A 26,369-nucleotide genomic window follows, 5' to 3' on the forward strand; every position below is an offset into this window, starting at 1 on the left:
GTGACTACTGATAGCGGTTCATATTCGAAAGCAGACAGATCAGACAGTCCGACGGGTCCTGGGTTCCACCCACTGCCGAGCGTACGTTAATGTGGCTGCCACACGGTGCGTTTACTCGCTACGATGAGCACGACTCCGACGACGCCACCGACTGCGTTCACACTCGAGGACACGGTTGCACTGGTCACCGGCGGCGGTCGCGGCATCGGCCGCGCGATCACCTGCGAACTCGCAGCCGCCGGCGCTACCGTCGTTCCCGTCGCCCGCTCGACCGACGAACTCGAGTCGGTCGTCGCCGAGATCGAAGCCGACGGCGGTGAGGCGCTTGCGGTCCCGGCGGACGTTACGGACCCGGATGCCGTCGCGGACGCGATCGACCGCACCGTCGAAGAGTTCGGTAGCCTCGACGCCGTCGTCAACAACGCCGGCTTCAACCCGGACGATGCGCTCGGTCGGCCGGAAGACGTCGCGACCGAGCACTTCGACCGAACGCTCGCGGTCAATCTCAGCGGTGCCTACGAGGTGACGACCGCAGCAGCGCAACACCTCCACGACAACGGCGGCGGCGCTGTCGTCAACGTCGCCAGCGTCGGCGGACTGGTCGGCCTCCCGCGCCAACACCCCTACGTCGCCTCCAAACACGGCCTCGTCGGCCTCACCAAGAGCGTCGCGCTCGACTGGGCACCCGACGTCCGGGTGAATGCTGTTGCACCGGGGTACGTCTCGACCGAGCTAACCGAGGAACTCGAGTCCAACGACCGACTCCGTCAGTCGATTCTCGATCGGACGCCACTCGAGCGCTTTGCAGAGCCAGCCGAGATCGCCGGGCCGGTGGTGTTTCTGGCGAGCGACGCGGCGAGCTACGTGACTGGGTCGTGTCTGGCGGTCGACGGCGGGTGGACGGCTCGGTGACGGTCTCGTGCGCGAAGTAGACGGCCAGAAGTAGTACGACAACTCACGACCGGGGCAGACAGCAACCAAAAACGAATCGGAAATTGGGGTGTACTCGAGTCCCGGTTTGCCGGGCGGCACTGCTGTCGTTGCTGTTGAAGTGATGCGTACGAGACGTAATACGTGGGTGAGAGAAGACGCAGCGGGATTTGAACAACGCGAAGACGTGCTCGCTCCGCTGTGTGCGTCTTCTCTCGTTCGAATCCCGTGCCCGTTCGCTCGTCGCGTCCGCTCCGTGCGAACGGGCGTGGCGGGATTCGAACCCACGATCAGAAGGTTAGGAACCTTCTGCCCTCTCCGCTAGGCCACACGCCCCGGGAAAAACCGTTAGTTCGTGCTCGTTTCCGTTTCGGTCTCGGTCTCGTCCTCTTCGGACGTCACCGGTTCGGTGTCGACGAACTCGTCGTCTTCCTCGTCGAGGTCGCCCTCGAAGTCCCCGTCGCGCATCTCCTCGAGTTCTGTTTCGACCTTTTCACGCCCCTTCTGGAACTCGCCCATGGCCTCGCCGGTCGACCGTGCCAGCTTCGGGATCTTGTTCGCCCCGAACAGCAGAATGGCGATGAAAAGGATGATCAATAGTTCCGGACCCCCGGGTGCACCAGGGATGAACAGCGGTGCGATTTCGACTACCATCTCTATGCGTGGCTTACCCGCTGGCAATTATAACCTTTTTGGACCGCTCAGTTACCGAAGTGCGGACGACAGTTCACGTACCGGATGCATTCGTCCACGGGAGTGATTGTGATATTTCGCCGACAGCAGCCCGTTCCGTGCTGTATGCTTCCAGTACGAGTTCTCATTCGAGACGGATCTGGGGTCGGCCGAGCGTAACAGGTTGCGAATCGTGTCTATCGTCGCTCGGTGACGGTGGAGGCCGCGGTGGGTCGTCGAGTCTGTATCGGGGCGACGATACCTCGGCAGCAACCCACCCATGGCTGGAATACACTTACCATACGACACGAGAGAATCTATCCATGGACTTCGATCTCACAGACGAACAGCAACTCATCCGCTCGGAGATTCGCGACCTCTGTGCCGAGTTCGGCGACGACTACTGGCGCGAGCGCGACCTGAACCACGAGTACCCCGAGTCGTTCTTCGAGACCTTTGCGGAACACGGCTGGTGTGGGCTAACGATTCCCGAAGCGTACGGCGGCCAGGGATATGGGGTTCAGGAAGCCGCGCTGGTCCAGCAGGAAATCGCACGCTCGGGCGCTGCGATGGCCGGCACGTCGATCACCGCCCACCACACGTTTAGCTCCGAACCGCTCGTCGCGTTCGGCGACGAGGCGCACAAGGAGCGCTACCTCCCGACAATCGCGGCCGGCGACGTGCAGGTCTGTACCGGCGTCACCGAACCGAACGCGGGAACGGACACCTCGCGGATCGAGACGACCGCCGAACGCGACGATGAGGCAGGCGTCTACAGCGTCTCCGGGCAGAAAATCTGGACCTCGAAGGCACAGGAGGCCGACGTGATCATGCTACTCGCCCGAACGAAGCCGCGAGAAGAAGCCGACCGCTTCGGCGGTCTCACGCTCTTCTTCACCGAGTTCGACCGCGATACGGCGAGCATTGAGGTCACTGAAATCCCGAAAGCCGGCCGCGGTGCCTCCGACTCGAACGAAGTCTGGTTCGACGAGTTCGAGATCCCCATCGAGGACCGCATCGGCGAGGAGGGCAAGGGTTTTCGCTACCTGCTGCGGTTCGCGAATACAGAACGAATCGCCCTCGCCGCGAACGCCGTCGGCATCGGCCAGGTCGCACTCGAGAAGGCCGCGGCCTACGCGGACGATCGCGTCGTCTTCGGGAACGAAATCGGGAGCTATCAGGGCATCCAGCACCCGCTCGCGGACTCGTGGTCGAAACTGGAACAGGACGAGTTGATGGTCCGCAAGGCGGCCTGGCTCTACGACAACGACCGCGACTGCGGCGCGGAGGCGAACGCGGTGAAACTCCGGGCGAGCGAGGACGCACTCGAGGCCTGCGAGCGCGCGGTTCGCGTCCACGGCGGGATGGGCTACGCGAGCGAATACGACGTAGAGCGCTACTGGCGCGAGACGATGATCAACGTCATCGCGCCGATTTCGAACGAGATGGTGAAGAACTACATCGCGGAGCACGTGCTTGGGTTGCCGAAGTCCTACTGACTCCTCCTGTGTCGGAACCTGCGACATTACCCGACGACGACTGATCCGCGAACGAAACTGTCTTTCCCGCTTGGACGTAAGATGCAGGCGATGCCAGCAACTGGCGATTCCGCACCCGACTTCACGGCACCGCTCGCAAACGGCGACGTCGACGAGTTCAGCCTCTCGGACGCGCTCTCCGAGGATGCACCGGTCGTCCTCGCGTTCTTCCCTGCCGCGTTCACCGGCGTCTGCACCGACGAGATGTGCACGTTTCAGGACCGCCTCGCCGCGTTCGAGGACGTCGACGCGACGGTCTACGGCGTCAGCCGCGACTCGCCGTTCACGCTCAACGAGTTCCGCGACCAGAACGACCTCGACTTCGGCCTGATCAGCGACTTCAACAAGGAGATCATCGAGGCCTACGACGTCGAGATGGACTTCGAGGACCTCGGTGTCTACGGCGTCGCCAAGCGCTCCGTGTTCGTCGTCGATTCCGACGGCGAAATTACGTACTCGTGGGTCAGCGACGACCCTGGCGTCGAGCCAGAGTACGCAGAGGTCGAGGACGCGGTCGAAGCGGCAGCGTAAGGAGTTCGAACCGACGGTCCGTTTCACCACGCCGGCTCCCGGCGCAGCGCTTTTTTAGCCCGCACCCGACGTGAACGGTATGACTGATGCTCCGAGTCAGGACAGTGACGAGAGCCACGAGAACGGTGCCGGCACCGGCAGCGATACCGACACCGGAAACGACAACGGCAGTCGAATCTACAACCCCGACGGCGACCACAACTTTCCAGACGAAAAACTGAACGCCGTACTCGAGTACATCGACGCTGACGAGGAGATTCAGACCTATCTCGAGGCCCAGAACGTCAACGCTGTCGACCGGATGCGCTACAACGATCACGGCGAGAAGCACATCGAGATCGTTCGCAACCGGGCGCTCTGTCTGTACGATCTGTTGAAGGCGGGGAACGTCGATTTCAACGGTGCGCGCCAGCAGGGACTCGCCGAGGAGGACGAGTCGGTGATCATCGCGCTCGCGGCGACGCTGCACGACGTGGGCCACGTGGTCCACCGCGACGAGCACGTCTACTATTCGATTCCCCTCGCTGCGGACATTCTCGACCGCGTGTTGCCGGACTTCTACGATCTCGCTGATCAGGTCCGCGTCAAAGGTGAAGTGCTCCACGCAATTCTCTGTCACCACACGGCCGAGACGCCGCTGACGACCGAGGCCGGCGTCATCCGCGTCTCCGACGCACTGGATATGGAAAGCGGGCGCTCGCGCATTCCCTACGAGCACGGCGGTCGCGGGATCAACACGCTCTCGAGTCAGGCGATCAAACGCGTCTCGCTCTACGAGGGAGAGAGCAGTCCCGTAATGGTCGAAATTGCGATGACCAACGCCGCGGGTGTCTACCAGGTGGACAACCTGCTAAAGGCGAAGCTTCGCGATTCGGGACTCGAGGATCACGTTCGGATCGTCGCGGTCAATACGAACGAGAATCACGAGCAGTTGGTCGAACGGATCGAGCTGTAGGCGCTGTCGCTGCTCAGGAGAGTCGATACCGTCCGTCGACACGCTCGACGTAGCCCTGTTTTCGAAGCGTCCGAACGATCGAAAGCACCGTTCCCTTGTTGATTCCGAGCGCACCGCAGAGATCGTCCGCCGTCGAGTCCGGCCAGACGTGCAGATAGAGGTAGACGACCTTTGCCTGCGCCGAGTCGAACTCGTCGGGAACCGTGACATCCGTCTGTGACTGTCCGTCGAGTTGCATACGACAGACTGCTATCTTCGACGATATTAAAACTGAGTATCGTCAACTGTCGAAATACGAAGGCCGGAACGCGGTGCGTTCGAACCAGATGGTACTCGAGTGGCGGTGTCGATTCGAGTCAGCGTTCTTTTGGCGCTGCCCGCATTCACACCGATATGGACCTGCAGCTCATCGTCTTGGGACTGCTGACCGGCGCACTCACCGGCGCGTTCTTCGCGCTCGTCGACGTACCAATTCCGGCACCGCCTGAACTCCCCGGTCTCATGGGAATCGTGGGGCTCTTTCTGGGCTACAAACTCGTACAGGCGGCCGGATTGAGCCTCGATGTTCTGGATTCGCTCGGGTTCTGACGATAGTCACGTCGACTGTCGAATACCCTGTTCGTCAAAACGAGCGGCCGGTTCGATCGTACCGGATAACTGTTGCCGTCCTCGATTCAGGGAGCAACGTCGAGTTCAGCCGCAAATTCGCGTGCTCGTGCCCGAATATCGTCGGCATCGGCGACGAGCACTTCGCCCTCGCGCATGAGCACCTCGCCGTCGACCATCGTGAACTGCACGTCGTCGCCGTGGGCCGCGAACGTGAGATGCGAGAGGACATCGTGTAACGGCGTTGCGCGGGTGATATCGGTCTCGAGGCCGATAATATCCGCCTTCCATCCCTCGCGGAGTTTGCCGACGCGCTCGAAACCGGCCGCCTGCGCCCCGTTGACCGTTGCCATCTCGAACACCGTATCGGCCGGCAGCGCCTCCGAATCGAGGTGGTCGACCTTCTGGAGCAGGCTCGCCTGGCGCATCTCCGTAAACGGATCGAGCGTGTTGTTACACGGCGGCCCGTCGTTCCCCAGCGCGACGTTGATCCCCCGGTCCAGGTAGTCGAGCACCGGCGCGACCCCGCTCGCGAGCTTCATATTCGACGACGGGCAGTAGGTCACGTTGGTACCTGTCTCGGCAAGCACCTCGCGCTCGTCCTCGTCCGTCCAGACACAGTGGGCAAGCACCACGTCCTCGCCCGTGAGGCCGACCTCGTCCAGCCAGTGGATGTTCCGTTGGCCAGTTTCTTCCTCGACGGCCGCAATCTCGCCGCGATTCTCGCTCGCGTGCGTGTGGATCGTCACTCCCTCGTAGGCATCTGCGAGCTCGCGCGAGCCGCGCAGACACTCCTCGGTGCAGCTCACGGCGAATCGAGGTGTGACCGCGTAGCGAATCCGGCCGTCTGCCGCGCCGTGGTACTCCTGGATGAGCCGCTCGCTCTCGGCCAGGGCCTCGTCCGTCTCCTCGAGTAGCCCCGGCGGCGACTCCTTGTCCATCAGCACCTTCCCGAGGCGACCGCGAATACCGAGTTCCTGTGCGGCTTCGAACGCCTCGTCGGCGTGTGCCACCGAGAGGTGATCGATACAGGTCGTCGTCCCGCTCTCGATCAGTTCGAGATAGCCCAACTCCGCCGCGACGCGCATGCCGTCAGCAGAGAGCGAGGCCTCCATGGGAAGGACGTAGTCGGAGAGCCACTCGAGTAGCTCCGTGTCGTCGGCGATGCCGCGCCCGAGGCTCTGGACGGAGTGGACGTGGCCGCCGACGGTGCCGGGGGCGAGCACGTCACAGGAGTGGTGCTCGTGGTCCGGGTACTCCTCGAGACAGGTCGAACGATCACCGACGGCGGCGATTTCGTCGTCGACAACGACGACGGCACCGTCGGCGATGACGGTGTCCGCATCGGCGACGACGGTTCCCGACAGCAACATACCGCCACAGGGTAGCGGGGGTGGTGCCTTAGCTCTGGTGATCTGTGGAACGTCCGAGTTGTATTTTGGGAAAACAGAGACGAGACGCGAAACGTCGAGTGGGAGTCAGTAACTACGAACCTTCGGCTCGTAGGTTTTCTCCTCGCCTTCGAGGATCACCGGGCGGTAGAAGATCGACGGCTCGCCGTCGTCCCACGAGACGAGCGTGTGCTTGAGCCAGTTCTCGTCGTCACGCACCTGATTCTCCTGACGCCAGTGGGCACCGCGGAACTCGTTGCGCACGAGTGCGCCGAGTGCGATGGTCTCGGCGACATCGATCAGGTTGCGCGTCTCGATCGTCTGCTGGAGGTCCGTGTTGAACGTCTTCGATGGGTCGTCGACGTAGACATCCTGGTACTCCTCGCGGCACTCGCGGATGAGCTTCAGCGCCTTCGTGATGCCTTCCTCGTTGCGGAAGACGTTGACGTAGTCGGTCATCGCCTTCTGGAGCTTCGAGCGGATCTCGGCGTGCTGGACGCCGCTGTCCTTGTCCATCAGCCGCTCGACGCGAGCGCGTTCGCGTTCGACGGCCTGCTCGAGTGCGCCCGTCTCTGCGGCAACGCCGCCGTCCGCGGCAACGCTATCGGCCGAGTCGAGACCGGACGCACCGGGTGCGACCGGAAGCTCGGTATCGTCGTCCTCGACATCGTCACCGTAGCCGGTTCGAATCTCGGGCTCGCCGAGGTCGTCGCCAGCGGCGTGAGCGCCGGCGCGCTTGCCGAAGACGATGAGTTCGGGCAGTGCGTTCCCGCCGAGGCGGTTGCCACCGTGGACGGAGACGCAGGCACACTCGCCGGCCGCGTAGAGGCCGTCGATACAGGTCTGGCCGTTCTCGTCGACCTCGATGCCGCCCATCGCGTAGTGCTGGCCGGGCTTGACCGGCATTGGCTCGACGAGGCCGTCGACGCCCTCGAAGTCCTCCGCCAGGTGGAGAATGTTCTCCAGGCGGTCGAGAATGCGGTCCTCGCCGAGGTGGCGCATGTCGAGGTGGACGTACTCGTCCTCAACACCGCGGCCTTCGGCGACCTCGTCGAGTTCGGCGCGGGCGACGACGTCGCGCGAGGCGAGTTCGCCGGAGTTGTTCGCGTAGCCGTACTCGAACATGAAGCGCTCGCCCTCGTTGTTGTAGAGGATGCCACCTTCGCCACGGACACCCTCGGAGATCAGGACCCCCGTGGAGGGGAGCGAGGTCGGGTGGAACTGGATGAACTCCATGTCCTCGAGTGGTGCACCCGCGCGGTAGGCCATCGCGTGACCGTCGCCGGTACAGGAGACGGCGTTGGTGGTGTGGTCGAACGCCTGTCCGGGGCCGCCGGTCGCGAGGATGACGCCCTGGTTGGCCTTGAAGCCTTCCACGTTACCGGACTGGACGTCGTAGGCGACGATACCCTCACACTGGCGGTCGTTTGGATCTGCCTCGTCGGTCGTCGCGAGGTTCATCACGTACCACTCGTCGTAGACCTGGATGCCGCGCTTGACGACCTGCTCGTACATCGTGTGCAGCAGGTGGTGACCGGTCTCCGCGCCGGCGTAGGTGGTTCGCGGGTAGGAGAGACCACCGAACGGGCGCTGGGAGACGCGACCGTCCTCCTCGCGGGAGAACGGCATTCCCCAGTGCTCGAGGCGCATCGTGTCTTCGGGGGCGTCCTGGGCGAGGGTCTCGACTGCCGGCGCGTCGGCCAGGTAGTCGGAGCCCTTCATCGTGTCGTAGGCGTGCAGTTCCCAGTCGTCGCCCTCCTGCAGGGCGGCGTTGATGCCGCCCTCCGCCGCACCGGTGTGGCTGCGGACGGGGTGGAGTTTCGAGACGATCGCCGTGTCGGCGCCCGCCTCGTGCGCTGCGATCGCGGCGCGGAGGCCGGCGCCGCCGGCGCCGACCACGAGAACGTCGTGTTCGTACATATTACCAGAACTTCAGGTTCTTCTTGACCGCTTCCCGCTTGAGCTCCTGAATGTGCTCGGTGAGCGGGATGTCCTTCGGACACACCTCGGTGCAGGAGAACTGGGTCTGGCAGCGCCAGACACCGTGTTCTTGCTCCAGGATGCGGAGTCGGTGCTCTTTGATCTCCTCGCTCTCGCGGTCGTCCATCGCGAACTTGTATGCCTTGTTGATCGCGGCCGGGCCGAGATACTCGTTGTCGCCCGCAGCGATGTTACACGAGGACATACAGGCACCACACCAGATACACCGCGAGGACATCTTGATCTTCTCACGATTTTCTGGCGTCTGGCGCTGCTCCTCCAGGTCGCTCGCGTCCGGCGTCTCCTCGTCCTGGAAGTACGGCTCGACGGCGTGCATCTGGTCGTAGAAGTGGTCCATGTCGACGACCAGGTCCTTGACGACCTCCTGATGTGGCAGCGGCTCGATGCGAACCGGCTGCTCGAGTTCCGAAAGCTGCGTCTTGCAGCCGAGCATCTGCGAGCCGTTGACGAAGAAGGCGTCGGAGCCACAGACCGCCTGCCGACAGGAGTGGCGGAACGTAAGCGAGGAGTCGAACTCGTCGCGGGCGTACATGACCGCGTCGAGGACCGTCATCCCCTTCTCGAAGGGAACGTGAAAGTCGTCGAAGCGCGGTTCCTGTTTGTCCGCGACTTCAGGGTCGTAGCGGAAGACCTTGATGTGGACCGTCTCGCCGGCCGCTTCGGCCTCGTCCTCTGCGTGTTCGTCGACCATTCCCTCCTGTTTTTCCTTGAGTCGCCGCTGCTGTGGCGACTCGGTCCCCTTCATCTCGGGGTCCTGGGGCGATTCCTGACTCTCCGGCTCCTGTTGTTGTGTACTCATATTAGATCATCCCCCGCATGACTAGGGCGACCCAGACACCCTGGACGATGAGTAGTCCGGCTGCGATCACTAGGACTGCGAGCACTACCTTCTTTGGGGTTCCGCTGAGGCCCTGGTTGACGAGGGCGTTGTAGACCCCGTTGACGCCGTGGAACGCGCCGGCGATGAGGAACAACACCATCGTCAGGAAGTAGCCAACGTCCTCCATGCGGGCCTGTGTCCCTGCGAACGTGATTTCGGATGCGTGGTTGACGAAGTGCAAGAGGAAGAAGTGGAAAGCAAGCACTACGATCAGGAACGCTGCCGTCACACGCTGGAGGAACCAGGCGGTCCCGCCGGGCGTGAACGAAGAGTAGCGTTCTGCCATTAGAGTCCCACCCCAGCCATGAAGGTCGGGACGCTCGCGACGGTGATAACGCCCGTCAGGACGAGCGAGGCGTAGAAACTCTTATCCTGTGCAGTGAGGCCAACCCCGAGATCGACCATCAGCAGCCGAACGCCGTTCAGAATGTGGAAGACGGCGACTGCCAGTAGTCCGACTTCGAGCACCCGAACGATGAAGAGACTCTCGAGTCCCTGCAGCGTCCCGGTGTATGCATCGACTTGCTCTCCGGCGAGCATCATCGTTTGACCGTCCGCCGCTGCGATGGCGCTACTCAGCACGGCGATGTGGGTGAACAGATAGCCGATCAACATCCACCCGGTGAACTTGTGGAAGATCCACGCCCACATGCCGGCCGAGAACTCCTTCCAGCGGCCGAAGTCCTCGATGAGGCCGCGATTGTAAGACTGACTCATACGCTCAACTAGACGGTTAGACCGTGGGGGTATAGAAGTTACTTTTATCGCTCTCATTGCCCCGTTCGGTCACAGCCTCGCGATCTGTCGGCACGGACTCATCCGACTTGCGTCCCAGAGCGACTCGAGTACACCCACTCACCGCAACTCCGAGCGCGAGCGCTCCGTCCCGCGTTCGCGTTCCAGGGCCACGCGCGTTTCGTGTTTTAGCCCGACCAGATGGCAGAGCGGATTCCCGGGATAGACGACGGGGTTCTCGAGTACCCCGACGATCAGCCCGGTGAACGGAGCCGCCACTTCGACGATGTCGTCCTCTTCTTTGAACGGGTTCGTGATCGTACAGATGATTTCGCCGTCCTCGACGAGCGCGCCGCGGCCGTGTTTCATGTCGACGATGCCGCCTGCGTCGGCCCGAAGCCAGGTTTTCTCGTCGTCGCTGTCGATGACGACGCGCCAGCCGGGCCAGTGGACGGCGGAGTCGCGGTGGCAGCCGAACTCGGCGAGGACGCTCGCGACGCCGGTCAGCGCGCGGTCGATTAGCCGCCGCTGGAACCGGTGGGCTTCCCCCATCTCGACGGTGATCGTCGGAACGCCGGCCTCCGTCGCTTCTCGCCGGAGAGTACCGGAGGGGCCCTCACCACCGATGATGACGTTCGAACTGAACGCGTGTGCGACGCGGCGCACCGTTTCGTCGTTCATGTTCGCCCGGACGTGGAGCATGTTCGTCCGACCGCGCGTCGACGTATGAAAGTCCACGCCAACGTCGCAGGGTTCGATGAAGTTCGTGAAGATGCGGTGTGCCATCCGGCGTGCACTCGTCGAGCCCTGCCGTCCGGGGAACGACCGGTTCAGGTCCCGGTCGTAGATCGGTAGATACCGCTCCTGTGCGAGGAATCCGGGGACGTTCATCACCGGCAGGCAAACGAGGGTCCCGTGGAGCTTCGAGTGATCCCAGTCGTGTGCGACCTCGCGGACGACCTCGATACCGTTGAGTTCGTCGCCGTGGGCCGCCGCCGAGAGAAAGACCGTGGGACCCGGCCGCTCGCCGTTGATTATCGTCACCGGGATTCTGACCGGGTCACCCAGATACGTCTCGCTGATGCCGTAGCGGATGTTCGCGGACTCGCCGGGTGCGATGCTGCCGCCGTCGTAGGTGAACGGCTCTGCGCCCGCCGTACCCTCGGTAGTCGTCGCGTCTGCACTGGCGTCACTCGCCTCGCTCGCGGCCGATGAACCGGCCGACGCTGTCGCCGTCTCTTCCTGTGACGACTCGTCGGTCGGGATCTCTCCGCTCATAGGACTTCCTCGACAGGCAGCACCGTGAATCTTCGTTTCGGTTTCGATCGACTTCGTCAATCAGTTGTCGACCCGCAGCCACGATACCCGACGAACGGGAGTCGTACTGCCAGATCACGACACCACGACAGCAGACGAGGCAGCGGCAAGCGTCGTCCCGTGGGCATACGTTTTATACGAGGTCATGTTACACCAGCGCATGGAACTCCGTGAAGCGACCACCGACGACGTCGAGACGATCCGCGATATCGCAGCGAACTCACTCAACTCGACGTATACTGACTTTCTCGATGCTGACGTGATCGACGACGCGATCGAGCAGTGGTACGGCGAGGGGTTCGACGAGGAACTTCGGTCCGATCACTCGCTCGTCCTTGTCGTCGAGGAGGACGACGAGGTCGTCGCCTTCTCCCAGAGCGACCTCGTCGGCCAGCAACACGGTACCGGCCGCATCCTCTGGCTCCACGTCGCTCCGGACGCGCGCGGCAGCGGTCTCGGTGTGCGGCTGCTCGTCAGAACCCGCGAGCGCCTCCTCGATGAGGGTGCAGACCAGATTCAGTGCTTCGTGCTCGCGGACAATGAGCGCGGCAACGAGTTCTACGCAGAGCAGGGATTCGAGCAGGCAGGCCAGCGCGAGGTTGAAATCGGCGAGGAAACATACACCGAGAACGTCTACGTCGAACAGGAGATCGGCGACGAGGAGTGGGCGACGCTTGACGAACTCGAGGTCGACGGCGAGACGATCTACGTCAACTACGGCGAGGCGACCCGTGGCTCGCAGTCGCCGTTCTACGTGGCCTACGAGAGCCAGGAGCGAGACTCACAGTACGGCTGGTTCTGTGGCAACTGCGACTCACTCGAGAACGCGATGGATGCGATGGGTCGGATCGAGTGTAACGTCTGTGGGAATCGGCGGAAGGCGACGCGGTGGGATGCGTCGTACCTCTAACGCGTAGTAGGTTGGTAGAAGGAGCAAAATCTGAATAGCGAGTTGGGAATCGGTGTCGCCAGGCCAGTATTTCTGCAGCGGGTTGGAGTAGGACGGAGAAAGCTGACTGTGACTGTGGGTGTAGACTGAGACGCTGGACGCGCTAGACAGTCGTTTCGCTGCGGGGAGACGTGCGGTACGCCGACCATACAGCTGTTGACTGTGCATTACAATTGGGGACGCTCACTTTCGAGCGAGTAGCACGGCGTAGGCGGCTCGCTCTGGCGTTCGGCCGACGACGCTGCCAGTCGAAGATACCCGACAGCACGACTCACAGCACACCCCGTCAGCCCCTGCGCTATCCCCCTCCACCCCATTCCACCTCACACATGAGTACGACACAGGACCACATCGTCCGCGGGTTCAAGGCAACGCTCGTCTCTCGGGCCATCTACATGGTCTCGAGTGCGCTGTTGATGTTCGTTCTCGCTCGCTTCCTTCTCGACCCCGACGGCTACGGGACGCTCTACTGGGTCATCGGCATTCTCGCCGTCGTCCAACTGCTCGCCGACGTCGGTCTCGGCAAGTCGACTGCGCGATACATCTCCGAATACAACGAGAAAGATCCCGGCCAGATCCCGTATCTCCTGCGGACGACCATCGCCTACAAGCTGATCGTCATTAGCGTCGTCGGCTCCACGCTCTTTCTCTTCCACGAAGAAATTGCAGCACTGCTTGGCGACACCTCGGCAGCCCCATTCCTCGCAGTCGGCGTCATCTACATCGTCGTCAACTCCTTCAACGGCTTCTCGCAGATCGCCTTCCAGGGATTCAACAAACTCGGCTACAGCGCCGCTATTCAGGCGATTTCCGGCGTTGCCCGTCTCGTCTTCGTCATCGCACTCGTCCTCGCCGGCTTCGGCGCACTCGGCGCGCTCTTTGGCTACATCGTCGGCTACACCATCGCCGCCGCGGTCGGCATCACCATCCTCTACGAGCGGTTCTACCGCCAGTACGAACCCGCCGACGAGTACGAGTCCGGGCTTTCGCGCCGGCTACTCGAGTACAGCGTGCCGCTGACGGCGACCCGGAGTGCGAACGTGATCGACAAGCAGATTGACACCGTGCTGGTGGGTGTCTTCCTGACGCCGGCGGCGGTCGCGTTCTACACGCTGGGCAAGCAGATCACGGATTTCGTGCTCGCGCCGGCGGAGGCGCTCGGCTTTACGATCTCGCCGAACTTCGGCGAGCAGAAGGCGGCGGACCAACTCGAGCAGGCGCGCGAAATTTACGAGACATCGCTCGTGCAGACGATGTTGCTGTACATTCCTGCCGCAGTCGGGCTGATACTCGTCGCAGAGCCGTTCATTACGATGATCTTCGGGGGCGATTACGCTGGTTCCGTCCCGGTTCTGCAGATCCTCGCGGGCTTCATCGTGTTGCAGGCGATTACGAACCTGACCAGCGACAGTCTGGATTACCTCGGCCGCGCGCGATCCCGAGCGATCGCGAAGGGCGGGACCTCGATCGCGAACTTCGGCCTGAACATCCTCCTCATCCCGCTGATCGGCGTCATCGGGGCAGCGATTGCAACAGTCATCACGCACACGGTGTACGTCGCGGTGAACCTCTATATCGTCCACTCCGAACTCTCGCTTCGACTCGAGTCGCTCGGTCGTTCGATCGCGATGATCTGTGGGATTACGGGCGTGATGGCGGTCGCGGTCTTGCTGGTCACGCCGCTGGTCTCGAACCTGTTCATGCTCTTTGCCGCGGTCGGTCTCGGCGGGTTCACGTGGGCGGTGCTGGCTGTCGTGAGCGGACTCGTGGACCCGAACGAAGTGCGAGCGGTGATTACGTGATCGGAGACGAGTTGCTGGAACGATTTATCGGTCCGACCGCAGGACGGCTCGCGGTTGGGTCGGAGATGACTGACAGGAGTCCCTCTGAAGGAAGCACCGAGGCAGAAAGGATACGTTAGATTGAGTGACTCTCTTGTCCGTTGTCTGTCGATACGCTGATGGGCACTGTCAGACAGTAATCATCGTTCCTCGCCGGAAATCCTGTCAGTCGAGACTGTGACCTGTCGTCTCACGGCGAACCAATACTTTTCCCTCCGGTCGGTGTGGGGGTCCTATGGCCGTTGCCGATCCCGTCACTGTCGGGGTACTGAGCCTTCATACAAGTAAGGAGACGAAAGCGATACTCAACGCAGTCGAGGACCTCGGCCACGAGACAGAGTGGTTACGACAGGAAAATACGTCGATCAGCGTCGCCGATGGGCAGGTGGTACTTGAGCCGGACGTCGACGTGATCGCCAATCGGATGTTGCTCTCGAACACCGAACAGCCAGCCGAGGAGCTTGGACTCGCGAACACGTTCGCTCGCGTCGTCCCGATGCTCAACGAGCCGGCGACGGTGCTGACGGCGATGCACAAGCTCTCGACGGCGACGACGCTCGCGATGGCCGACGTGCGGACGCCGGACGTTGTCCTCGCACTCAGCAGCGACGAGCTGAACGCGGTTCGCAACCAGTACGGCGAGGAGGCGGTCTACAAGACGGCGATTGGCACCCACGGCGGCGGAACGTGGAAGGTCGGCCCGGAGGATCCGATCAACGCCAAGGTTGGCAATCGCTACGCCTTCCTGCAGGAACTCATCGACCGCGACGACGAGCGCCACCGCGACGTGCGAATTTACGTCGTCGACGGCGATATCATCGGCGCGATGTACCGCTACGCGCCGGACAACGACTGGCGGACGAACGTCGCTCTCGGTGGCAGCGTCGAGGATGCGACCGACGATCTGCCGCCGGATGCCCGGGAACTGGCGACACGAGCAGCCGACGCCATCGGGCTGGACTACGCCGGCGTCGACCTCGTCGAGAGCGATGAGGGCTGGTTCGTCCTCGAGGTGAATCCGACAGCCGGCTTCAAGGGGCTCTACGAGGCGACCGAGATCAGCCCGGCACCGCACATTGCCAAGCTCGCAATCGAGCGGGCGGGCGGAAGCGTCGACGAGGGCCGCGTGCAGGAGCTTTCGACGCGACTCGACGATTCGACACCGACGGCCCAACCGGTCGCTCGAACCGTGACGGAAACAGAGCCAACCGTCGTCGGCTACACTGAGGAAGTCGTCCTCTCCGGAACGAGCGGATCGACGTCTGTGCTGGCCAAATCGGACACTGGTGCGACCAGAACGAGTATCGATACCGGGCTCGCAGCGGAGATCGGCGCCGGCCCAATTAAATCGATCACGCGCGTCAAATCCGGCAGCCGGAAGACGGCGCGTAGCCGTCCGGTCGTCGACGTCGTCGTCGGTGTTGGCGGCAATCAACACACCGTGACCGCGAGTATCGAGGATCGGGACCACATGGATTACCCCGTCCTGCTCGGTCGGGACATCCTCTCGAACTACCGGGTCGACGTTGGTCGGCGCGCGGATCGAGATGCCGAAGACCGCCCCGAGGAAGAGGAGTAAGGATACGCGGCGCTGGCCAACCAGCACGGGGTCCTCGCACTGCCAAAACACGCCCCTCAGTAACGAGGTTCAGTTCCGCACCGTCGTACTTCACCGGCGGGAAGTACTGACGAGACACACCTCAATATTTCTCAAGTCAACAAAATTGTTTGGGATGGAGAAAAGACTTCATCACCGGAGTAGGAAATCTTAATAGGCAAAAGTAGCAACTGTCCGATGATGACTAAGTCAAACCAAGACTGGTGGCCAAACCGGTTGAATCTCGATATCCTCGACCAGAACGTCCCCACGTCCAGCCCGATGGACGAGGACTTCGACTACGCCGAGGCGTTCGAGAGCCTCGACTACGAGGCGGTAAAGGCGGACATCGAGGACGTCATGACCGACTCTCAGGACTGGTGGCCCGCCGACTACGGCCACTACGGACCGCTCTTTATCCGGATGGCCTGGCACAGCGCTGGCACGTACCGCACCAGCGACGGGCGCGGTGGCGCGTCCGGCGGTCGACAGCGCTTTGCGCCACTCAACAGCTGGCCCGACAACGCGAACCTCGACAAGGCCCGCCGACTGCTCTGGCCCGTCAAGCAGAAGTACGGACGCAAGCTCTCGTGGGGCGACCTGATCGTCCTCGCCGGCAACGTCGCACTCGAGTCCATGGGATTCGAGACGTACGGCTTCGCCGGCGGACGGACGGACGAGTACCAGCCCGACGAGGCCGTCGACTGGGGTCCAGAGGACGAGTGGGAGGCATCCGAGCGCTTCAACGAGGAGGGTGAACTCGAGGGGACCCTCGCCGCAACCGTCATGGGCCTGATCTACGTGAACCCGGAGGGACCAGACGGCGAGCCGGACCCAAAGGCGTCTGCAGAGCGGATTCGTGAGTCGTTCGGCCTGATGGCCATGAGCGACGAGGAGACCGCTGCGCTGATCGCTGGCGGTCACACGTTCGGGAAGGTCCACGGTGCCGACGATCCGGACGAGCACGTCGGACCGGAGCCAGAAGCAGCCCCGATCGACCAGCAGGGTCTCGGTTGGGAGAGCAGTCACGGCTCGGGCAAGGGCGCAGACACGATCACCAGCGGTATCGAGGGCCCGTGGAACACCACGCCGACGCAGTGGGACACGAGCTACATCGACAACCTGCTCGACTACAAGTGGTGGCCCCAGAAGGGTCCCGGCGGTGCCTGGCAGTGGACTACCCAGAACGGCGAACTCGACGAGGCTGCACCGGGTGCGGAAGATCCAGACGAGAAAGAGGACGTGATGATGCTCACGACGGACGTCGCGCTCAAGCGTGACCCCGAATTCCGTGAGATTCTCGAGAACTTCCAGGAGAACCCACGGGCGTTCCAGGAAGCGTTCGCGAAGGCCTGGTACAAGCTGCTCCACCGCGACATGGGCCCAACGGAGCGCCTCCTCGGTCCGGAAGTGCCGGACGAAGAGATGCTCTGGCAGGACCCGATTCCAGACGCCGACTACGACCTGATCGGCGACGAGGAGATTGCGGAGCTCAAAGCCGAACTCCTCGACTCCGAGCTGTCGGTCTCACAGCTCGTCAAGACCGCCTGGGCCGCCGCCTCGACCTACCGCGACAGCGACAAGCGCGGCGGTGCCAACGGCGCTCGCATCCGGCTCGAGCCTCAGCGGAGCTGGGAGGTCAACGAGCCCGAGGCACTCGAGTCAGCACTCGAAACCTACGAGACGATCCAGGAGGAGTTCAACGGCTCTCGCTCCGACGACGTACGCGTCTCGCTCGCGGACCTGATCGTGCTGGGCGGCAACGCGGCCGTCGAACAGGCTGCCGCAGACGCCGGCTACGAGGTCGAAGTGCCGTTCGAACCCGGCCGAACCGACGCATCCCAGGAGCAGACCGACGTCGACTCCTTCGAGGCGCTCAAGCCCGCAGCCGACGGGTTCCGGAACTACTACAGCGACGAGGCCGACGAGTCTCAGGAAGAGCTGCTGGTCGACAAGGCAGACCTGCTGGACCTGACGGCACCCGAGATGACGGTGCTCGTCGGCGGCCTGCGCGCGCTGGACGTAACCTACCAGGATTCCGGACTCGGTGTCCTCACCGACGAGCCGGAGACGCTGACGAACGACTTCTTCGTGAACCTGCTCGACATGGACTACGAGTGGGAAGCGTCCGATGACTCTCAGGACATCATGGGCTGGGAAACGGACGTCGACTCCAAGACCGATCAGGTCTTCGAACTGCGCAACCGCGAGACGGGCGACGTCGAGTGGACCGCGACCCGTGCGGACCTGATCTTCGGCTCGAACTCCCGGCTGCGCTCCATTGCGGACGTCTACGCGTCCGCTGACGCCGAGGAGAAGTTCGTGCAGGACTTCGTCGACACCTGGAGCAAGGTGATGCAGGCAGACCGCTTCGATCTCGAATAATTACAGTCTGCGCGGCAGCCACTCACCGCAGACTGTCCATCGCCGTAGACTGTCCGTCACCGCCGTTTCAGGCGGTCCTCAACGGCCACGAACAGGAACTACGAGATTGCGGGGTGCTGGGCCCGTCCCCCTCGCTACTCGCTTCTGACGACGATTTCGTCGTCGGTAACTGCTTTTATTTGCGAGGGTTCGACAGGATACTCGTCGCTGCTGTGTGAGCCCCAGTCGAGACGCGCTCTGAGTCGATCGGTGAGCCCCGGCTCCGGATCGACGTACGCCGTCCCCTCCTCGACGGCCGAGATAATCCCGATCTGGTTGCCCGTCTCGTCGACGACGTTCTTCCCCTGGTCGTCCGTCGTCACGGTCGCTGCTGCCTCCTCGCCGACGGTCGGCCGCTCGCTGTCATCAGCCGCAGCCTCACCGCCGGCAACACCCGACACGGGTTCGGTGTCTCCTTCGGTTGCGGCCATTTCGTCGTCTGCCATCATTTCGTCGTCTGCCGCCATCTCGTCGCCTGCGGTCATCTCCTCATCGCCCGCCATCGCCTCGTCACTCGAGTCGGTCGTTCCCGTCTCTGCCATCTCGCCCGTTTCACCCATGCCCACTTCACTCGTCTCGCCTGCCTCGCCCATGTCATTCATCCCGCCCTGCTTCGCTTCGACACCCCCACCCTCCATCCCGCTCGTCTCCGTCCTCGTCTCTTGCCCTGCTCGCATCGTCTCGTACTCCTCGCTATCGATGATCTCACCCTCCAGCAACTCGCTGCTGACCAACTCCGACTCGATGATCTCGCTGTCCTCGAGTGTAAACCGCATCAGCGTCCGCTCGTCGACCTGCTCTTCGACTGTGCGGCGCTCGATCAGATCACTCCGAACCGTGTCGCCCTCACCGCGTTGGCTCTCGATCACCTCCTGCTCGATCACCTCCTCGGCTTCGACATCCGTTCGGACGATGTCGCTCTCGAGTATCGACTGCTGGACGGACTCGAGTGCCACGTCCGTCTCGATTTCATCCCGTGAGATTGCCTCGCTGTGGTCGATGTCGACGTCGACGACGCGGCTCTCGACGGTGTAGCGTTCGATCTCTTCGATGGTCTCGAACCGTGTTTCGTCGGTCGTGACCTCGATGTAATCGGCGTCGACGAATTCGATGTCGACCACGTCTCGGTCAACCAGTTCCGAGTCGACGACGTGGCGTTGGACGAGTTCGGTGTCGACGACCTGGCTCTCGAGTGTGTCGCGTTCGGTGATTTCGCGTTCGATGACCTGTGTTTCGACGAGTTCGGTGGTGACGCGTTCACCCTGGCGGAGTTGGTCTTCAAGGTCGCTGGAACCGATCTCGGCGCGGTCGAAGGCCTCGGTGCGCTCGATAAGTTCGAAGGTTCCGAGGTCGCGGCTGCGCCCGGCATCGCCGCCGCCTGCTCCCGCTCGGTCGGCGTCCATGTTTGCCACGTCAGCGTCGGCCTCCATGCTTGCCGTGTCAGCGTCTGCCTCCATGTCGGCCATGTCGGCATCAGCCTCGCGTTCCATCTCCATCTCATCCCCCATTCCAGCTTCAGCCCGCTCGTACTCCTCGTAGACAAACACCAGATCCTCGTTTCTGAACGTCTCCGTAAACTCGTCCCAGGATTGCTCCTCATGCTCTTCACCGAGTTCGTCCTGTCGAACGAACGAGTGACCGTGGCCCTCGCCGCCGTGTGTCGACACCGGAACAGCATCGCGTGACTCCGCCCACTCGCGGATGTGGTCCGGATCCGTCGTCATCCGACGGTGTGCATCGCGGCCGCCCGCTCGACGCTCGTCCACGTCCATCGTCTCGGTCGGGTCGTTGCTGGGTTCCTCCTCGGACATAGGCCCATCTGCACCCGAGCCGTACTTTAGTCGGCGGGGCCGTCTCTGCGAATCAGTCGTTGATTTCCACCCCTAACGGAACAGGCGGGGGACTCGAGTCCACCGACTGAAACGTAATCACGGATTGGGCTGCTGTCTGCGTTACACCATCGAGTGACGAGCGGATGACAGTCAGAACGCGACGAAGTCAACGCATCACAACTCACCACTGCCGAACGTGGCCACTGGCTTTCCGGAGAGCACAGACAGTCACGGATTACCAATCGGCCAGCGATTCGGTTCGCAGGCTCTCCCCAACGATCATTCCAGGATCACTCAGTCGTTACGTGCGTCCACGTTGGCGAGGTCGATACTCGAGTCCGCCTCGTACTCGGCCCAGATGTAGCGGGTTGCGACGCTGCGGTAGGGCCGCCAGTCCTCGGCGATGTCGCGCATTTCGGCTCGCGTCAGTTCGTCGCCGTTGCTGTATAGCTGTTCGATCCCGCGCCGAACGGCGAGGTCACCGAGTGGCAGAATATCGGGTCGCTCCAGGACGAACAGGAGGTACATTCGGGCGGTCCACTCGCCGATGCCCTTGATTTCGGTCAGTCGGTCGACGACCTCGTCGTTGTCGACGTCGGCCAGCCCTGCTCGCGTGAAGTCCTGTTCCTGAAAGGCGTGAGCAGCGTTGCGAATATAGTTGACTTTGCTTCTGGAGAGACCGGCGTCACGGAGCGCCTGGTCGTTCGCCGCGAGGACGGTCTCGGGTGTAACCTCATCCTCGAGGGCGTCGAAGACGCGTTCGCGGACGGCCGCCGCGCTCGCGGTCGAGAGCTGTTGATTGATGATCGAGATACAGAGACGCTCGTACTCGGTCCAGTCGGGTTCGACGTAGGGATCGTGTGTGTCGACCAATCGGTCCATGACCGGGTCCTCTCGGAGTACGGGTTCGGCCTCGTCTATCATACGAAAGTACCGTAATACGGGTCTGAGAGGGGAAAGGAGTCTCGGTTCGGGCCGGGTAGCTCTGGTTTGGCCCGAGCCAGCGCTGATCGGAACACCACCACGTCATGGCCACGCCGACATTTTTCGCCTCCAATGTCGTACTCACCACTCGTGCAACCCGTCGTTCACCTCGCAGTGGGGTACATCTGCTACGCGCTGTACACGCGCTGGCGTACCGGACGTATCCCAACCGAGACGGCGGCGCTCGTCGTCATTGCAGGCGCGGCGCTCCCCGACCTGCTCGATAAGCCGATCTGGCTCGCCGGCCTCGTCGACGTCGGACGAACGATCGGGCACTCACTACTGTTTGCGATTCCGGTCGTCGCCGCCGTCTGGCTCGTCTCTCGAGTACGGGGCCAGCAAACGCTCGGGATTGCCTTCGCCATCGGCTATTTCTCACACATCGCGACGGATATTCCGTGGCACGTGCTCTCGGGTGATTTCCACGAGCTCGGGTTTCTGCTCTGGCCGCTCACGCCGATGCCCGAGTACACGGGGACGAAACCGCTCGGAACCGTGCCGGCACTCGAGATAACAGTCACGACGCTGTGGCTCGAGGCGGTGATCCTCGTTGCCGGGATCGCGCTCTGGCGGGCCGACGGCTATCCGGGAACGGAACCGATCGTTGGGGCCGTCCGCGGCGAGTGAGCAACACAAGAGAAAGATCCTTTCTCCCCGGCCGTGTCCATCGAGACGAGGGACCGAACGCGCATGGACAAAGACGACTACCTGGAGTACTACCTGAGCCGCGAGTTCTTCCGGGACCGGCTGCTCGTACTCTGTCTCGTCGTCGGGGGAGTCACCGTCATCCAGTGGGTCGGCATCGAACTCGCGGTGCTGGACTCGTCCGTCGAGCATCCCCGAGCCGTCGTCGTTCAGGTCCTCGCTGTACTCATCATCGGGATGTGGCTCGTTCTCGCTGTGTTCGGCACGATTGGACTCGTTCGATGGGTCAGGAACAGGTCGCGGGAGTGACGTACTCGAGTGACCCGGACCAACGGTATGGCCAAACCAACGGTATACCCGAACCAACGTCACTCGGCTACCGTGTTTCCTTCGATCGCAGGGCCAGTAGGATCAGCGGGAGCCAGTGGGACTTACGGAACCTGCGGAATCAGCGGATCTAGCCGGCGATTCTAACTCCGGGTCAGCCGGCGTCTCCGGCTCCACGTTCGCCAAGCGCATCGCGTTCCCCGTCACGCCGAGGCTCATCCCCATGTCGCCGATGACGACCGCGTGGATCACCGTGACGATGCCGACCGGTGCCCCGGCCGCGAGCACCGCCTTCACGGCCAGACTCGACCAGATATTCTGCCGGATGACGCCGTTTGCCTTCCCCGAGAGTTCGTAGAGGTAGGGCAGGCGCGTGAGGTCGTCGCCCATCAGCGCCACGTCGGCCGTCTCGAGTGCAGTGTCCGTGCCGGCCGCGCCCATGGCGATGCCGACGGTCGCGGTCGCCATTGCAGGCGCGTCGTTGATGCCGTCGCCGACCATGGCGACGTGGCCGGTACCGTCGCCGCCGGTCACGCCGTCCTCGCTTCCGTCGGCCTCTCGCTCGAGTCGCTCGATCCACTCGAGTTTCTCCTCGGGGAGCAACTCCGCGTGGAACTCGTCGATACCGACCTCGTCTGCGATTGCGCGGGCGGTGCCCTCGTTGTCGCCGGTCAGCATCACGACGCGCACGCCCTGATCTTGCAGCTGTGAGACGGCCCAGGCGGCCTCCGGGCGGACCTGATCCGCGACGGCGATAACGCCGATCGGGCCGTCTTCGGTGCCGACGACGACGATCGTCTTGCCTTCCGCCTCCAGTTTAGGAACGACATCTTCGAGCACGTCGAGACAGTTCTCGCGCTCGCACTGGCGCTGTTGCTGTCCCTGCGGACTCGTCGCGCCGGCAACGTTGATACCGCCGTCGGTCGTCGCGTGAACGTGTTCCAGATCCGCCAGGCCGTCGAAGAGGTCCGGCTTCCCGACGTAGTGGGTCTCGCCGTCGAGATCCGCGCGGACGCCCTTGCCGGTCAGCGCCTCGAACGCCGAAACGTCGCGATCGTCGACTGCGATGCCCTGCTCCTCGGCGTAGCCGACGATCGACTGGCCAATTGGGTGTTCGCTGCGTCGCTCGACTGCGCCAGCACGGCGGAGCACGTCTTCCTCGGTCGCGCCCTCAAGCGGGATCACGTCCGTCACCGAAAGGTCGCCCTGGGTCAGCGTCCCGGTCTTGTCGACCGCCAGGACGTTGCTCTCGCCAGTCGCCTCGAGGTGACGGCCGCCCTTGATCAGCACGCCGTTGCGAGCCGCGCTCGTGATTCCTGAGACGACGCTGACCGGCGTCGAGATGACGAACGCGCAGGGACAGGCAATGACCAGCAGCGTGAGTCCGCGCAGGAACCAGGTGTTCCAGGACGCACCGGCAACGAGCGGCGGGGCAACTGCGACGGTAAGCGCGAGCACGACGACGATCGGCGTGTAGACGTTCGCAAAGCGGTCGACGAACTGCTCGCGTTTGGTCTGCTCGCGCTCTGCATCCTCGACGATCCGGACGATGCGGGCGATAGTCGATTCATCGGCCTCGCTCTCGACGTCGATCTCGAGGTAGCCGGACTCGGGAATCGTTCCGGCGAAGACCTCATCGCCCGCCGTCTTGTCGACTGGGACGCTCTCGCCGGTGATGGGAGACTGGTCGATCGCGCTCTCGCCCTCGCGGACGACGCCGTCGGCCGGGATCTTCTCACCGGGTCGAACGACGACCACGTCGCCGACCTCGAGTTCGTCCGCAGGCATCGTCTCCTCGGTGCCGTCCTCACGGCGGACCGTCGCCGTCTCCGGCGAGAGGTCCATCAGTTCTCGCAAGGAGTCACGCGCACGGTCCATCGAGAAGCGCTCCAACAGCTCTGCAACCGAGAAGAGCACCGCGAGCATCGCCCCCTCGAACGGGTGGTGCGCCGCGACGCTGGCGAGGATACCGGCGCTCATCAGGAAATCGATGTCCAGACTCCGATTGCGCGCCGAGTAGTAGCCGTTCCGGATAATCGGCGTCCCCGCGACCACGACGGCCGCGATGAACAGCAGGTGCGAGAGTTCGTAGGTCCGACCCGCGACGGTCCCGAGCGCCGGATCGAGTGCCGGGAGGACGAACTCGAGTACCATCCCGACCGTGACGAGGACGCCACCGATCGCGGTGCCGACGGCGCGGCGGCTCTTCCAGACGGCCTGTTTGTCGCCCATCCGTTTGCTACCGTCGTCGATGGGCGTGGCGTCGTAGCCGGCTGATTGGATGGCGGCGACGACGGTTGCGGTATCAGTGTCGCTGTCGGTCGAGACGGTGACACGGCCCGACGTGGGCTGCGTCTCGATTTCGCTCACGCCGTCGGCGGACTCGAGTGCGTTCTCGACCTTGGATGCACACGAGGCGCAGTCCATTTCGGGGACCGAGAACGAGTGCTCGCCTGCCGATGCGGTACCGGCGTTGTCGTTGTCGTCACGCTCGTCGACGACCTCGTACCCCGCCGCACGAACGCGATCTCGAATCTCCGACTCGCTCGTCGCTGCCTCGTCGTAGGACACCAGCAGCCGGCCGCTCGTCACCTGCGCGTTGAGGTCGTCGATACCATCGAGTCGCTCGACGCTGTTCGTCACCTTGCCCGCACAGGAGGGACAGTCCATCTCGGGGACCCGTAACTCGAGTGTGCGTGTGGTACTCGAGTACTCGTCCGAGCAGCAGTCATCCGCACACTGATCCGCATCCGTCGCATCCGTCGAGCCCGCCGAATCCGCCGAATCGGGCGGCACACCGGGGGTGGAATCTCTCATTACCAGTGTCTACTGGCTGGGATAGCATACAGGTTATTTGGCGTGCGCCAACTCGGGAGTCGGGAAACGCCAACTACGCATTTGTCACAGCGGAGTAAGCTGTGAGACACAGCCGCTGACGGAAAGCAAACGGTTGCTATCGGCGATACCGACGGTCGTCCGCCTGCAAGCGCTCGATCCGTGACTCGGTCGACGGGTGAGTCGGCGGTCGCCACGTGAGCACCCGCCGAACGCCGGACCGAATCGGGGACACGATCGTTCGCCGAAGCCACGCCTTGATTCGTCCCACCTGTCGGTCGATGTATCCCGGTGATTCGCTCTCATCCGAGTCGTCTGCGTCAACTGTCTCCAGCTGGAACTGGCTGACGAACCAGCGATCGAACCAGTGTTCCTCCGCGTCATCATCGTCATCACCGTCGGCTGAACGCTCGAACGACAGCGGCTGGGGAACGATCCCAAGCGTCGCGCTCGCGTGCAGTCTCGCGTCCTGCGTTGGAATGGTACACTCCTCGTCGAGCACCGCAAGTGCGCTCGCGACCGCGGCTGGATCGCCGGTGAGCTGACTCGCGCCACGGTCGGCAGCGTACTCGCGCGCCTTCGAAAACAGCCCGAGCGCGATCGCGTTCATCGCGAGCACCACGCGCGCAACGGCGCTCACGAGCAAGAATACCACCGCGAGCACGAGAATTGGAATCGCAAAAAGGATAGCGCCGATTCCCGTGAAAATAGCGATTACTACCACTCCCTCGAGTACACCGCGGAGTTTCTGTTCGCGCTCGAGCAGTCGGTCACCGATCGCGACCGCTGCGGCGACGGCCGTGACGACCGGGAGGTCACGGTTTGCAATGTGGGCAATCTCGTGTGCGAGCGCGGCGTCGAGTTCGTCGTCGTCGAGTTGGTCGAGCAGCCCTGTAGTGACCACGATCGTCGGCGAGCGCTGGGTGCCGACGGTCAGGCAGGCGGGTTCGTCCCGGTCGGCGACAGCGACCGACGGGAGCGGGACGTCCGCCTGTGCGGCCAGTCGTCGAACGCGTCCGCCGACGGTTCGGGGACCATCGCCCTCTATTTCGGTCATGTCGAGCCCCGAGACGACGGTTCGCGTGCCGTAGCGGGCCTGCATCGCGACGAGAGCCACGGCACTCACAAGGACGAGTGCGACCGCCACAGGCAGTCCACCATCGAACGACACCGACCAGCCACCCGCCCCGAGGATGGCGACGGCACTCCAGGCCAGCGCCGCGAGGAGAACGCCATTGACAGCGATCACCAGCGCAAGTGCACCAGCGATGCGCATCTGTAGTCGTCGGTTCGGTGTCAGCGGCACGTTTGAGAATTGGTTGGCAACAGTAACAGTGTTGTGGACTGGTCAGTAGCGCGAGAGATCGCCTTCTCTCACA

Annotated in this window: 23 protein-coding genes and 1 tRNA gene; 11 read left to right on the forward strand and 13 right to left on the reverse strand. The window is 63.1% G+C overall.

All coding sequences use genetic code 11. From position 1 onward, the window contains the following. The first annotated feature begins 123 nt into the window (after positions 1-123). Positions 124-912, forward strand: coding sequence for an SDR family NAD(P)-dependent oxidoreductase (locus BBD46_RS12475; protein WP_071402018.1), 789 nt, complete (start codon positions 124-126; stop codon positions 910-912). Positions 913-1,193: 281 nt separating this feature from the next. On the opposite strand, the gene BBD46_RS12480 is transcribed toward BBD46_RS12475, so the two are convergent. Together BBD46_RS12480 and tatA are read right to left on the reverse strand one after the other, a co-directional pair. Further along, positions 1,194-1,266, reverse strand: a tRNA-Arg gene (locus BBD46_RS12480). Between the two features lie 12 nt (positions 1,267-1,278). After that, on the reverse strand, positions 1,279-1,584 hold the full coding sequence (tatA, locus tag BBD46_RS12485) for a twin-arginine translocase TatA/TatE family subunit (protein ID WP_071402019.1): 306 nt from the start codon (positions 1,582-1,584) through the stop codon (positions 1,279-1,281). Positions 1,585-1,925: 341 nt separating this feature from the next. On the opposite strand from tatA, the gene BBD46_RS12490 reads away from it, so the two are divergent. From BBD46_RS12490 to BBD46_RS12500, 3 genes are all read left to right on the forward strand, one after another. Further along, on the forward strand, positions 1,926-3,101 hold the full coding sequence (locus tag BBD46_RS12490; RefSeq protein ID WP_071402020.1) for an acyl-CoA dehydrogenase family protein: 1,176 nt from the start codon (positions 1,926-1,928) through the stop codon (positions 3,099-3,101). Between the two features lie 90 nt (positions 3,102-3,191). Then, positions 3,192-3,671: a redoxin domain-containing protein gene (locus tag BBD46_RS12495; protein ID WP_006654517.1), complete on the forward strand. Its 480-nt coding sequence runs from the start codon at positions 3,192-3,194 to the stop codon at positions 3,669-3,671. Between the two features lie 79 nt (positions 3,672-3,750). After that, positions 3,751-4,626 (forward strand): HD domain-containing protein, encoded by an 876-nt coding sequence (locus BBD46_RS12500; RefSeq protein WP_253184562.1) that lies wholly within the window; start codon positions 3,751-3,753, stop codon positions 4,624-4,626. A gap of 13 nt (positions 4,627-4,639) precedes the next feature. On the opposite strand, the gene BBD46_RS12505 is transcribed toward BBD46_RS12500, so the two are convergent. After that, on the reverse strand, positions 4,640-4,864 hold the full coding sequence (locus BBD46_RS12505; protein ID WP_071402021.1) for a helix-turn-helix domain-containing protein: 225 nt from the start codon (positions 4,862-4,864) through the stop codon (positions 4,640-4,642). A 155-nt stretch (positions 4,865-5,019) separates the two neighbouring features. Between BBD46_RS12505 and BBD46_RS12510 the strand changes: the two genes are divergently transcribed. Next, positions 5,020-5,214 (forward strand): XapX domain-containing protein, encoded by a 195-nt coding sequence (locus tag BBD46_RS12510; protein WP_071402022.1) that lies wholly within the window; start codon positions 5,020-5,022, stop codon positions 5,212-5,214. A gap of 86 nt (positions 5,215-5,300) precedes the next feature. Here the strand turns inward: BBD46_RS12510 and BBD46_RS12515 are convergent, their stop codons facing one another. The 6 genes from BBD46_RS12515 to BBD46_RS12540 form a co-directional block, all read right to left on the reverse strand. Continuing rightward, positions 5,301-6,605: a 5'-deoxyadenosine deaminase gene (locus BBD46_RS12515; RefSeq protein WP_071402023.1), complete on the reverse strand. Its 1,305-nt coding sequence runs from the start codon at positions 6,603-6,605 to the stop codon at positions 5,301-5,303. A 105-nt stretch (positions 6,606-6,710) separates the two neighbouring features. After that, a complete protein-coding gene (locus BBD46_RS12520; protein WP_071402024.1) occupies positions 6,711-8,543 on the reverse strand; it encodes an FAD-binding protein in 1,833 nt (610 codons plus the stop codon). A gap of 1 nt (position 8,544) precedes the next feature. Then, on the reverse strand, positions 8,545-9,423 hold the full coding sequence (locus tag BBD46_RS12525; protein WP_071402025.1) for a succinate dehydrogenase/fumarate reductase iron-sulfur subunit: 879 nt from the start codon (positions 9,421-9,423) through the stop codon (positions 8,545-8,547). A gap of 1 nt (position 9,424) precedes the next feature. Further along, positions 9,425-9,790, reverse strand: coding sequence for a succinate dehydrogenase (locus BBD46_RS12530; protein WP_071402026.1), 366 nt, complete (start codon positions 9,788-9,790; stop codon positions 9,425-9,427). Then, entirely contained in the window at positions 9,790-10,221 is a 432-nt protein-coding gene (sdhC, locus tag BBD46_RS12535; RefSeq protein ID WP_071402027.1) for a succinate dehydrogenase, cytochrome b556 subunit, read from the reverse strand. Before sdhC ends, BBD46_RS12530 begins: the two co-directional genes overlap by 1 nt. Before the next feature lie 138 nt (positions 10,222-10,359). Then, entirely contained in the window at positions 10,360-11,517 is a 1,158-nt protein-coding gene (locus BBD46_RS12540; RefSeq protein WP_071402028.1) for a succinylglutamate desuccinylase/aspartoacylase family protein, read from the reverse strand. 199 nt (positions 11,518-11,716) lie between these two features. Here BBD46_RS12540 and BBD46_RS12545 point away from each other — a divergent pair, with 199 nt between their 5' ends. The 4 genes from BBD46_RS12545 (at position 11,717) to katG (ending at position 18,328) form a co-directional block, all read left to right on the forward strand. After that, entirely contained in the window at positions 11,717-12,466 is a 750-nt protein-coding gene (locus BBD46_RS12545) for a GNAT family N-acetyltransferase (RefSeq protein WP_071402029.1), read from the forward strand. A gap of 368 nt (positions 12,467-12,834) precedes the next feature. After that, positions 12,835-14,307, forward strand: coding sequence for a flippase (locus BBD46_RS12550; RefSeq protein ID WP_071402030.1), 1,473 nt, complete (start codon positions 12,835-12,837; stop codon positions 14,305-14,307). A gap of 274 nt (positions 14,308-14,581) precedes the next feature. Continuing rightward, positions 14,582-15,925 (forward strand): RimK family alpha-L-glutamate ligase, encoded by a 1,344-nt coding sequence (locus BBD46_RS12555; protein ID WP_071402031.1) that lies wholly within the window; start codon positions 14,582-14,584, stop codon positions 15,923-15,925. A 216-nt stretch (positions 15,926-16,141) separates the two neighbouring features. Beyond that, positions 16,142-18,328 (forward strand): catalase/peroxidase HPI, encoded by a 2,187-nt coding sequence (gene katG / locus BBD46_RS12560; RefSeq protein WP_256374981.1) that lies wholly within the window; start codon positions 16,142-16,144, stop codon positions 18,326-18,328. A gap of 134 nt (positions 18,329-18,462) precedes the next feature. On the opposite strand, the gene BBD46_RS12565 is transcribed toward katG, so the two are convergent. Both BBD46_RS12565 and BBD46_RS12570 read right to left on the reverse strand, forming a co-directional pair. After that, positions 18,463-20,178, reverse strand: coding sequence for a hypothetical protein (locus BBD46_RS12565; RefSeq protein ID WP_071402033.1), 1,716 nt, complete (start codon positions 20,176-20,178; stop codon positions 18,463-18,465). Positions 20,179-20,493: 315 nt separating this feature from the next. Then, positions 20,494-21,123, reverse strand: coding sequence for a DNA-3-methyladenine glycosylase family protein (locus BBD46_RS12570; protein ID WP_071402034.1), 630 nt, complete (start codon positions 21,121-21,123; stop codon positions 20,494-20,496). A gap of 132 nt (positions 21,124-21,255) precedes the next feature. On the opposite strand from BBD46_RS12570, the gene BBD46_RS12575 reads away from it, so the two are divergent. Both BBD46_RS12575 and BBD46_RS12580 read left to right on the forward strand, forming a co-directional pair. Further along, positions 21,256-21,810, forward strand: a complete 555-nt coding sequence (locus BBD46_RS12575; protein WP_071402035.1) for a metal-dependent hydrolase — start codon at positions 21,256-21,258, stop codon at positions 21,808-21,810. A 63-nt stretch (positions 21,811-21,873) separates the two neighbouring features. Then, on the forward strand, positions 21,874-22,137 hold the full coding sequence (locus BBD46_RS12580; protein WP_071402036.1) for a hypothetical protein: 264 nt from the start codon (positions 21,874-21,876) through the stop codon (positions 22,135-22,137). Between the two features lie 102 nt (positions 22,138-22,239). Here the strand turns inward: BBD46_RS12580 and BBD46_RS12585 are convergent, their stop codons facing one another. Together BBD46_RS12585 and BBD46_RS12590 are read right to left on the reverse strand one after the other, a co-directional pair. Continuing rightward, the gene (locus BBD46_RS12585) at positions 22,240-24,825 is read right to left on the reverse strand and encodes a heavy metal translocating P-type ATPase (RefSeq protein ID WP_394326830.1); all 2,586 of its coding nucleotides are present in this window, start codon (positions 24,823-24,825) and stop codon (positions 22,240-22,242) included. 283 nt (positions 24,826-25,108) lie between these two features. Beyond that, positions 25,109-26,296: a M48 family metalloprotease gene (locus BBD46_RS12590; protein ID WP_071402037.1), complete on the reverse strand. Its 1,188-nt coding sequence runs from the start codon at positions 26,294-26,296 to the stop codon at positions 25,109-25,111. Positions 26,297-26,369 lie beyond the last annotated feature (73 nt).

It is taken from the genome of Natrialba sp. SSL1 (assembly GCF_001861355.1).
Taxonomy (GTDB): domain Archaea; phylum Halobacteriota; class Halobacteria; order Halobacteriales; family Natrialbaceae; genus Natrialba.

Bases quoted from the DNA above. Each gene is read 5' to 3' on its own strand.
- BBD46_RS12475 (WP_071402018.1), top strand. From the start codon at position 124: ATGAGCACGACTCCGACGACGCCACCGACTGCGTTCACACTCGAGGAC.
- tatA (WP_071402019.1), bottom strand. From the start codon at position 1,584: ATGGTAGTCGAAATCGCACCGCTGTTCATCCCTGGTGCACCCGGGGGT.
- BBD46_RS12490 (WP_071402020.1), top strand. From the start codon at position 1,926: ATGGACTTCGATCTCACAGACGAACAGCAACTCATCCGCTCGGAGATT.
- BBD46_RS12495 (WP_006654517.1), top strand. From the start codon at position 3,192: ATGCCAGCAACTGGCGATTCCGCACCCGACTTCACGGCACCGCTCGCA.
- BBD46_RS12500 (WP_253184562.1), top strand. From the start codon at position 3,751: ATGACTGATGCTCCGAGTCAGGACAGTGACGAGAGCCACGAGAACGGT.
- BBD46_RS12505 (WP_071402021.1), bottom strand. From the start codon at position 4,864: ATGCAACTCGACGGACAGTCACAGACGGATGTCACGGTTCCCGACGAG.
- BBD46_RS12510 (WP_071402022.1), top strand. From the start codon at position 5,020: ATGGACCTGCAGCTCATCGTCTTGGGACTGCTGACCGGCGCACTCACC.
- BBD46_RS12515 (WP_071402023.1), bottom strand. From the start codon at position 6,605: ATGTTGCTGTCGGGAACCGTCGTCGCCGATGCGGACACCGTCATCGCC.
- BBD46_RS12520 (WP_071402024.1), bottom strand. From the start codon at position 8,543: ATGTACGAACACGACGTTCTCGTGGTCGGCGCCGGCGGCGCCGGCCTC.
- BBD46_RS12525 (WP_071402025.1), bottom strand. From the start codon at position 9,423: ATGAGTACACAACAACAGGAGCCGGAGAGTCAGGAATCGCCCCAGGAC.
- BBD46_RS12530 (WP_071402026.1), bottom strand. From the start codon at position 9,790: ATGGCAGAACGCTACTCTTCGTTCACGCCCGGCGGGACCGCCTGGTTC.
- sdhC (WP_071402027.1), bottom strand. From the start codon at position 10,221: ATGAGTCAGTCTTACAATCGCGGCCTCATCGAGGACTTCGGCCGCTGG.
- BBD46_RS12540 (WP_071402028.1), bottom strand. From the start codon at position 11,517: ATGAGCGGAGAGATCCCGACCGACGAGTCGTCACAGGAAGAGACGGCG.
- BBD46_RS12545 (WP_071402029.1), top strand. From the start codon at position 11,717: ATGGAACTCCGTGAAGCGACCACCGACGACGTCGAGACGATCCGCGAT.
- BBD46_RS12550 (WP_071402030.1), top strand. From the start codon at position 12,835: ATGAGTACGACACAGGACCACATCGTCCGCGGGTTCAAGGCAACGCTC.
- BBD46_RS12555 (WP_071402031.1), top strand. From the start codon at position 14,582: ATGGCCGTTGCCGATCCCGTCACTGTCGGGGTACTGAGCCTTCATACA.
- katG (WP_256374981.1), top strand. From the start codon at position 16,142: ATGATGACTAAGTCAAACCAAGACTGGTGGCCAAACCGGTTGAATCTC.
- BBD46_RS12565 (WP_071402033.1), bottom strand. From the start codon at position 20,178: ATGTCCGAGGAGGAACCCAGCAACGACCCGACCGAGACGATGGACGTG.
- BBD46_RS12570 (WP_071402034.1), bottom strand. From the start codon at position 21,123: ATGATAGACGAGGCCGAACCCGTACTCCGAGAGGACCCGGTCATGGAC.
- BBD46_RS12575 (WP_071402035.1), top strand. From the start codon at position 21,256: ATGTCGTACTCACCACTCGTGCAACCCGTCGTTCACCTCGCAGTGGGG.
- BBD46_RS12580 (WP_071402036.1), top strand. From the start codon at position 21,874: ATGGACAAAGACGACTACCTGGAGTACTACCTGAGCCGCGAGTTCTTC.
- BBD46_RS12585 (WP_394326830.1), bottom strand. From the start codon at position 24,825: ATGGACTGTCCCTCCTGTGCGGGCAAGGTGACGAACAGCGTCGAGCGA.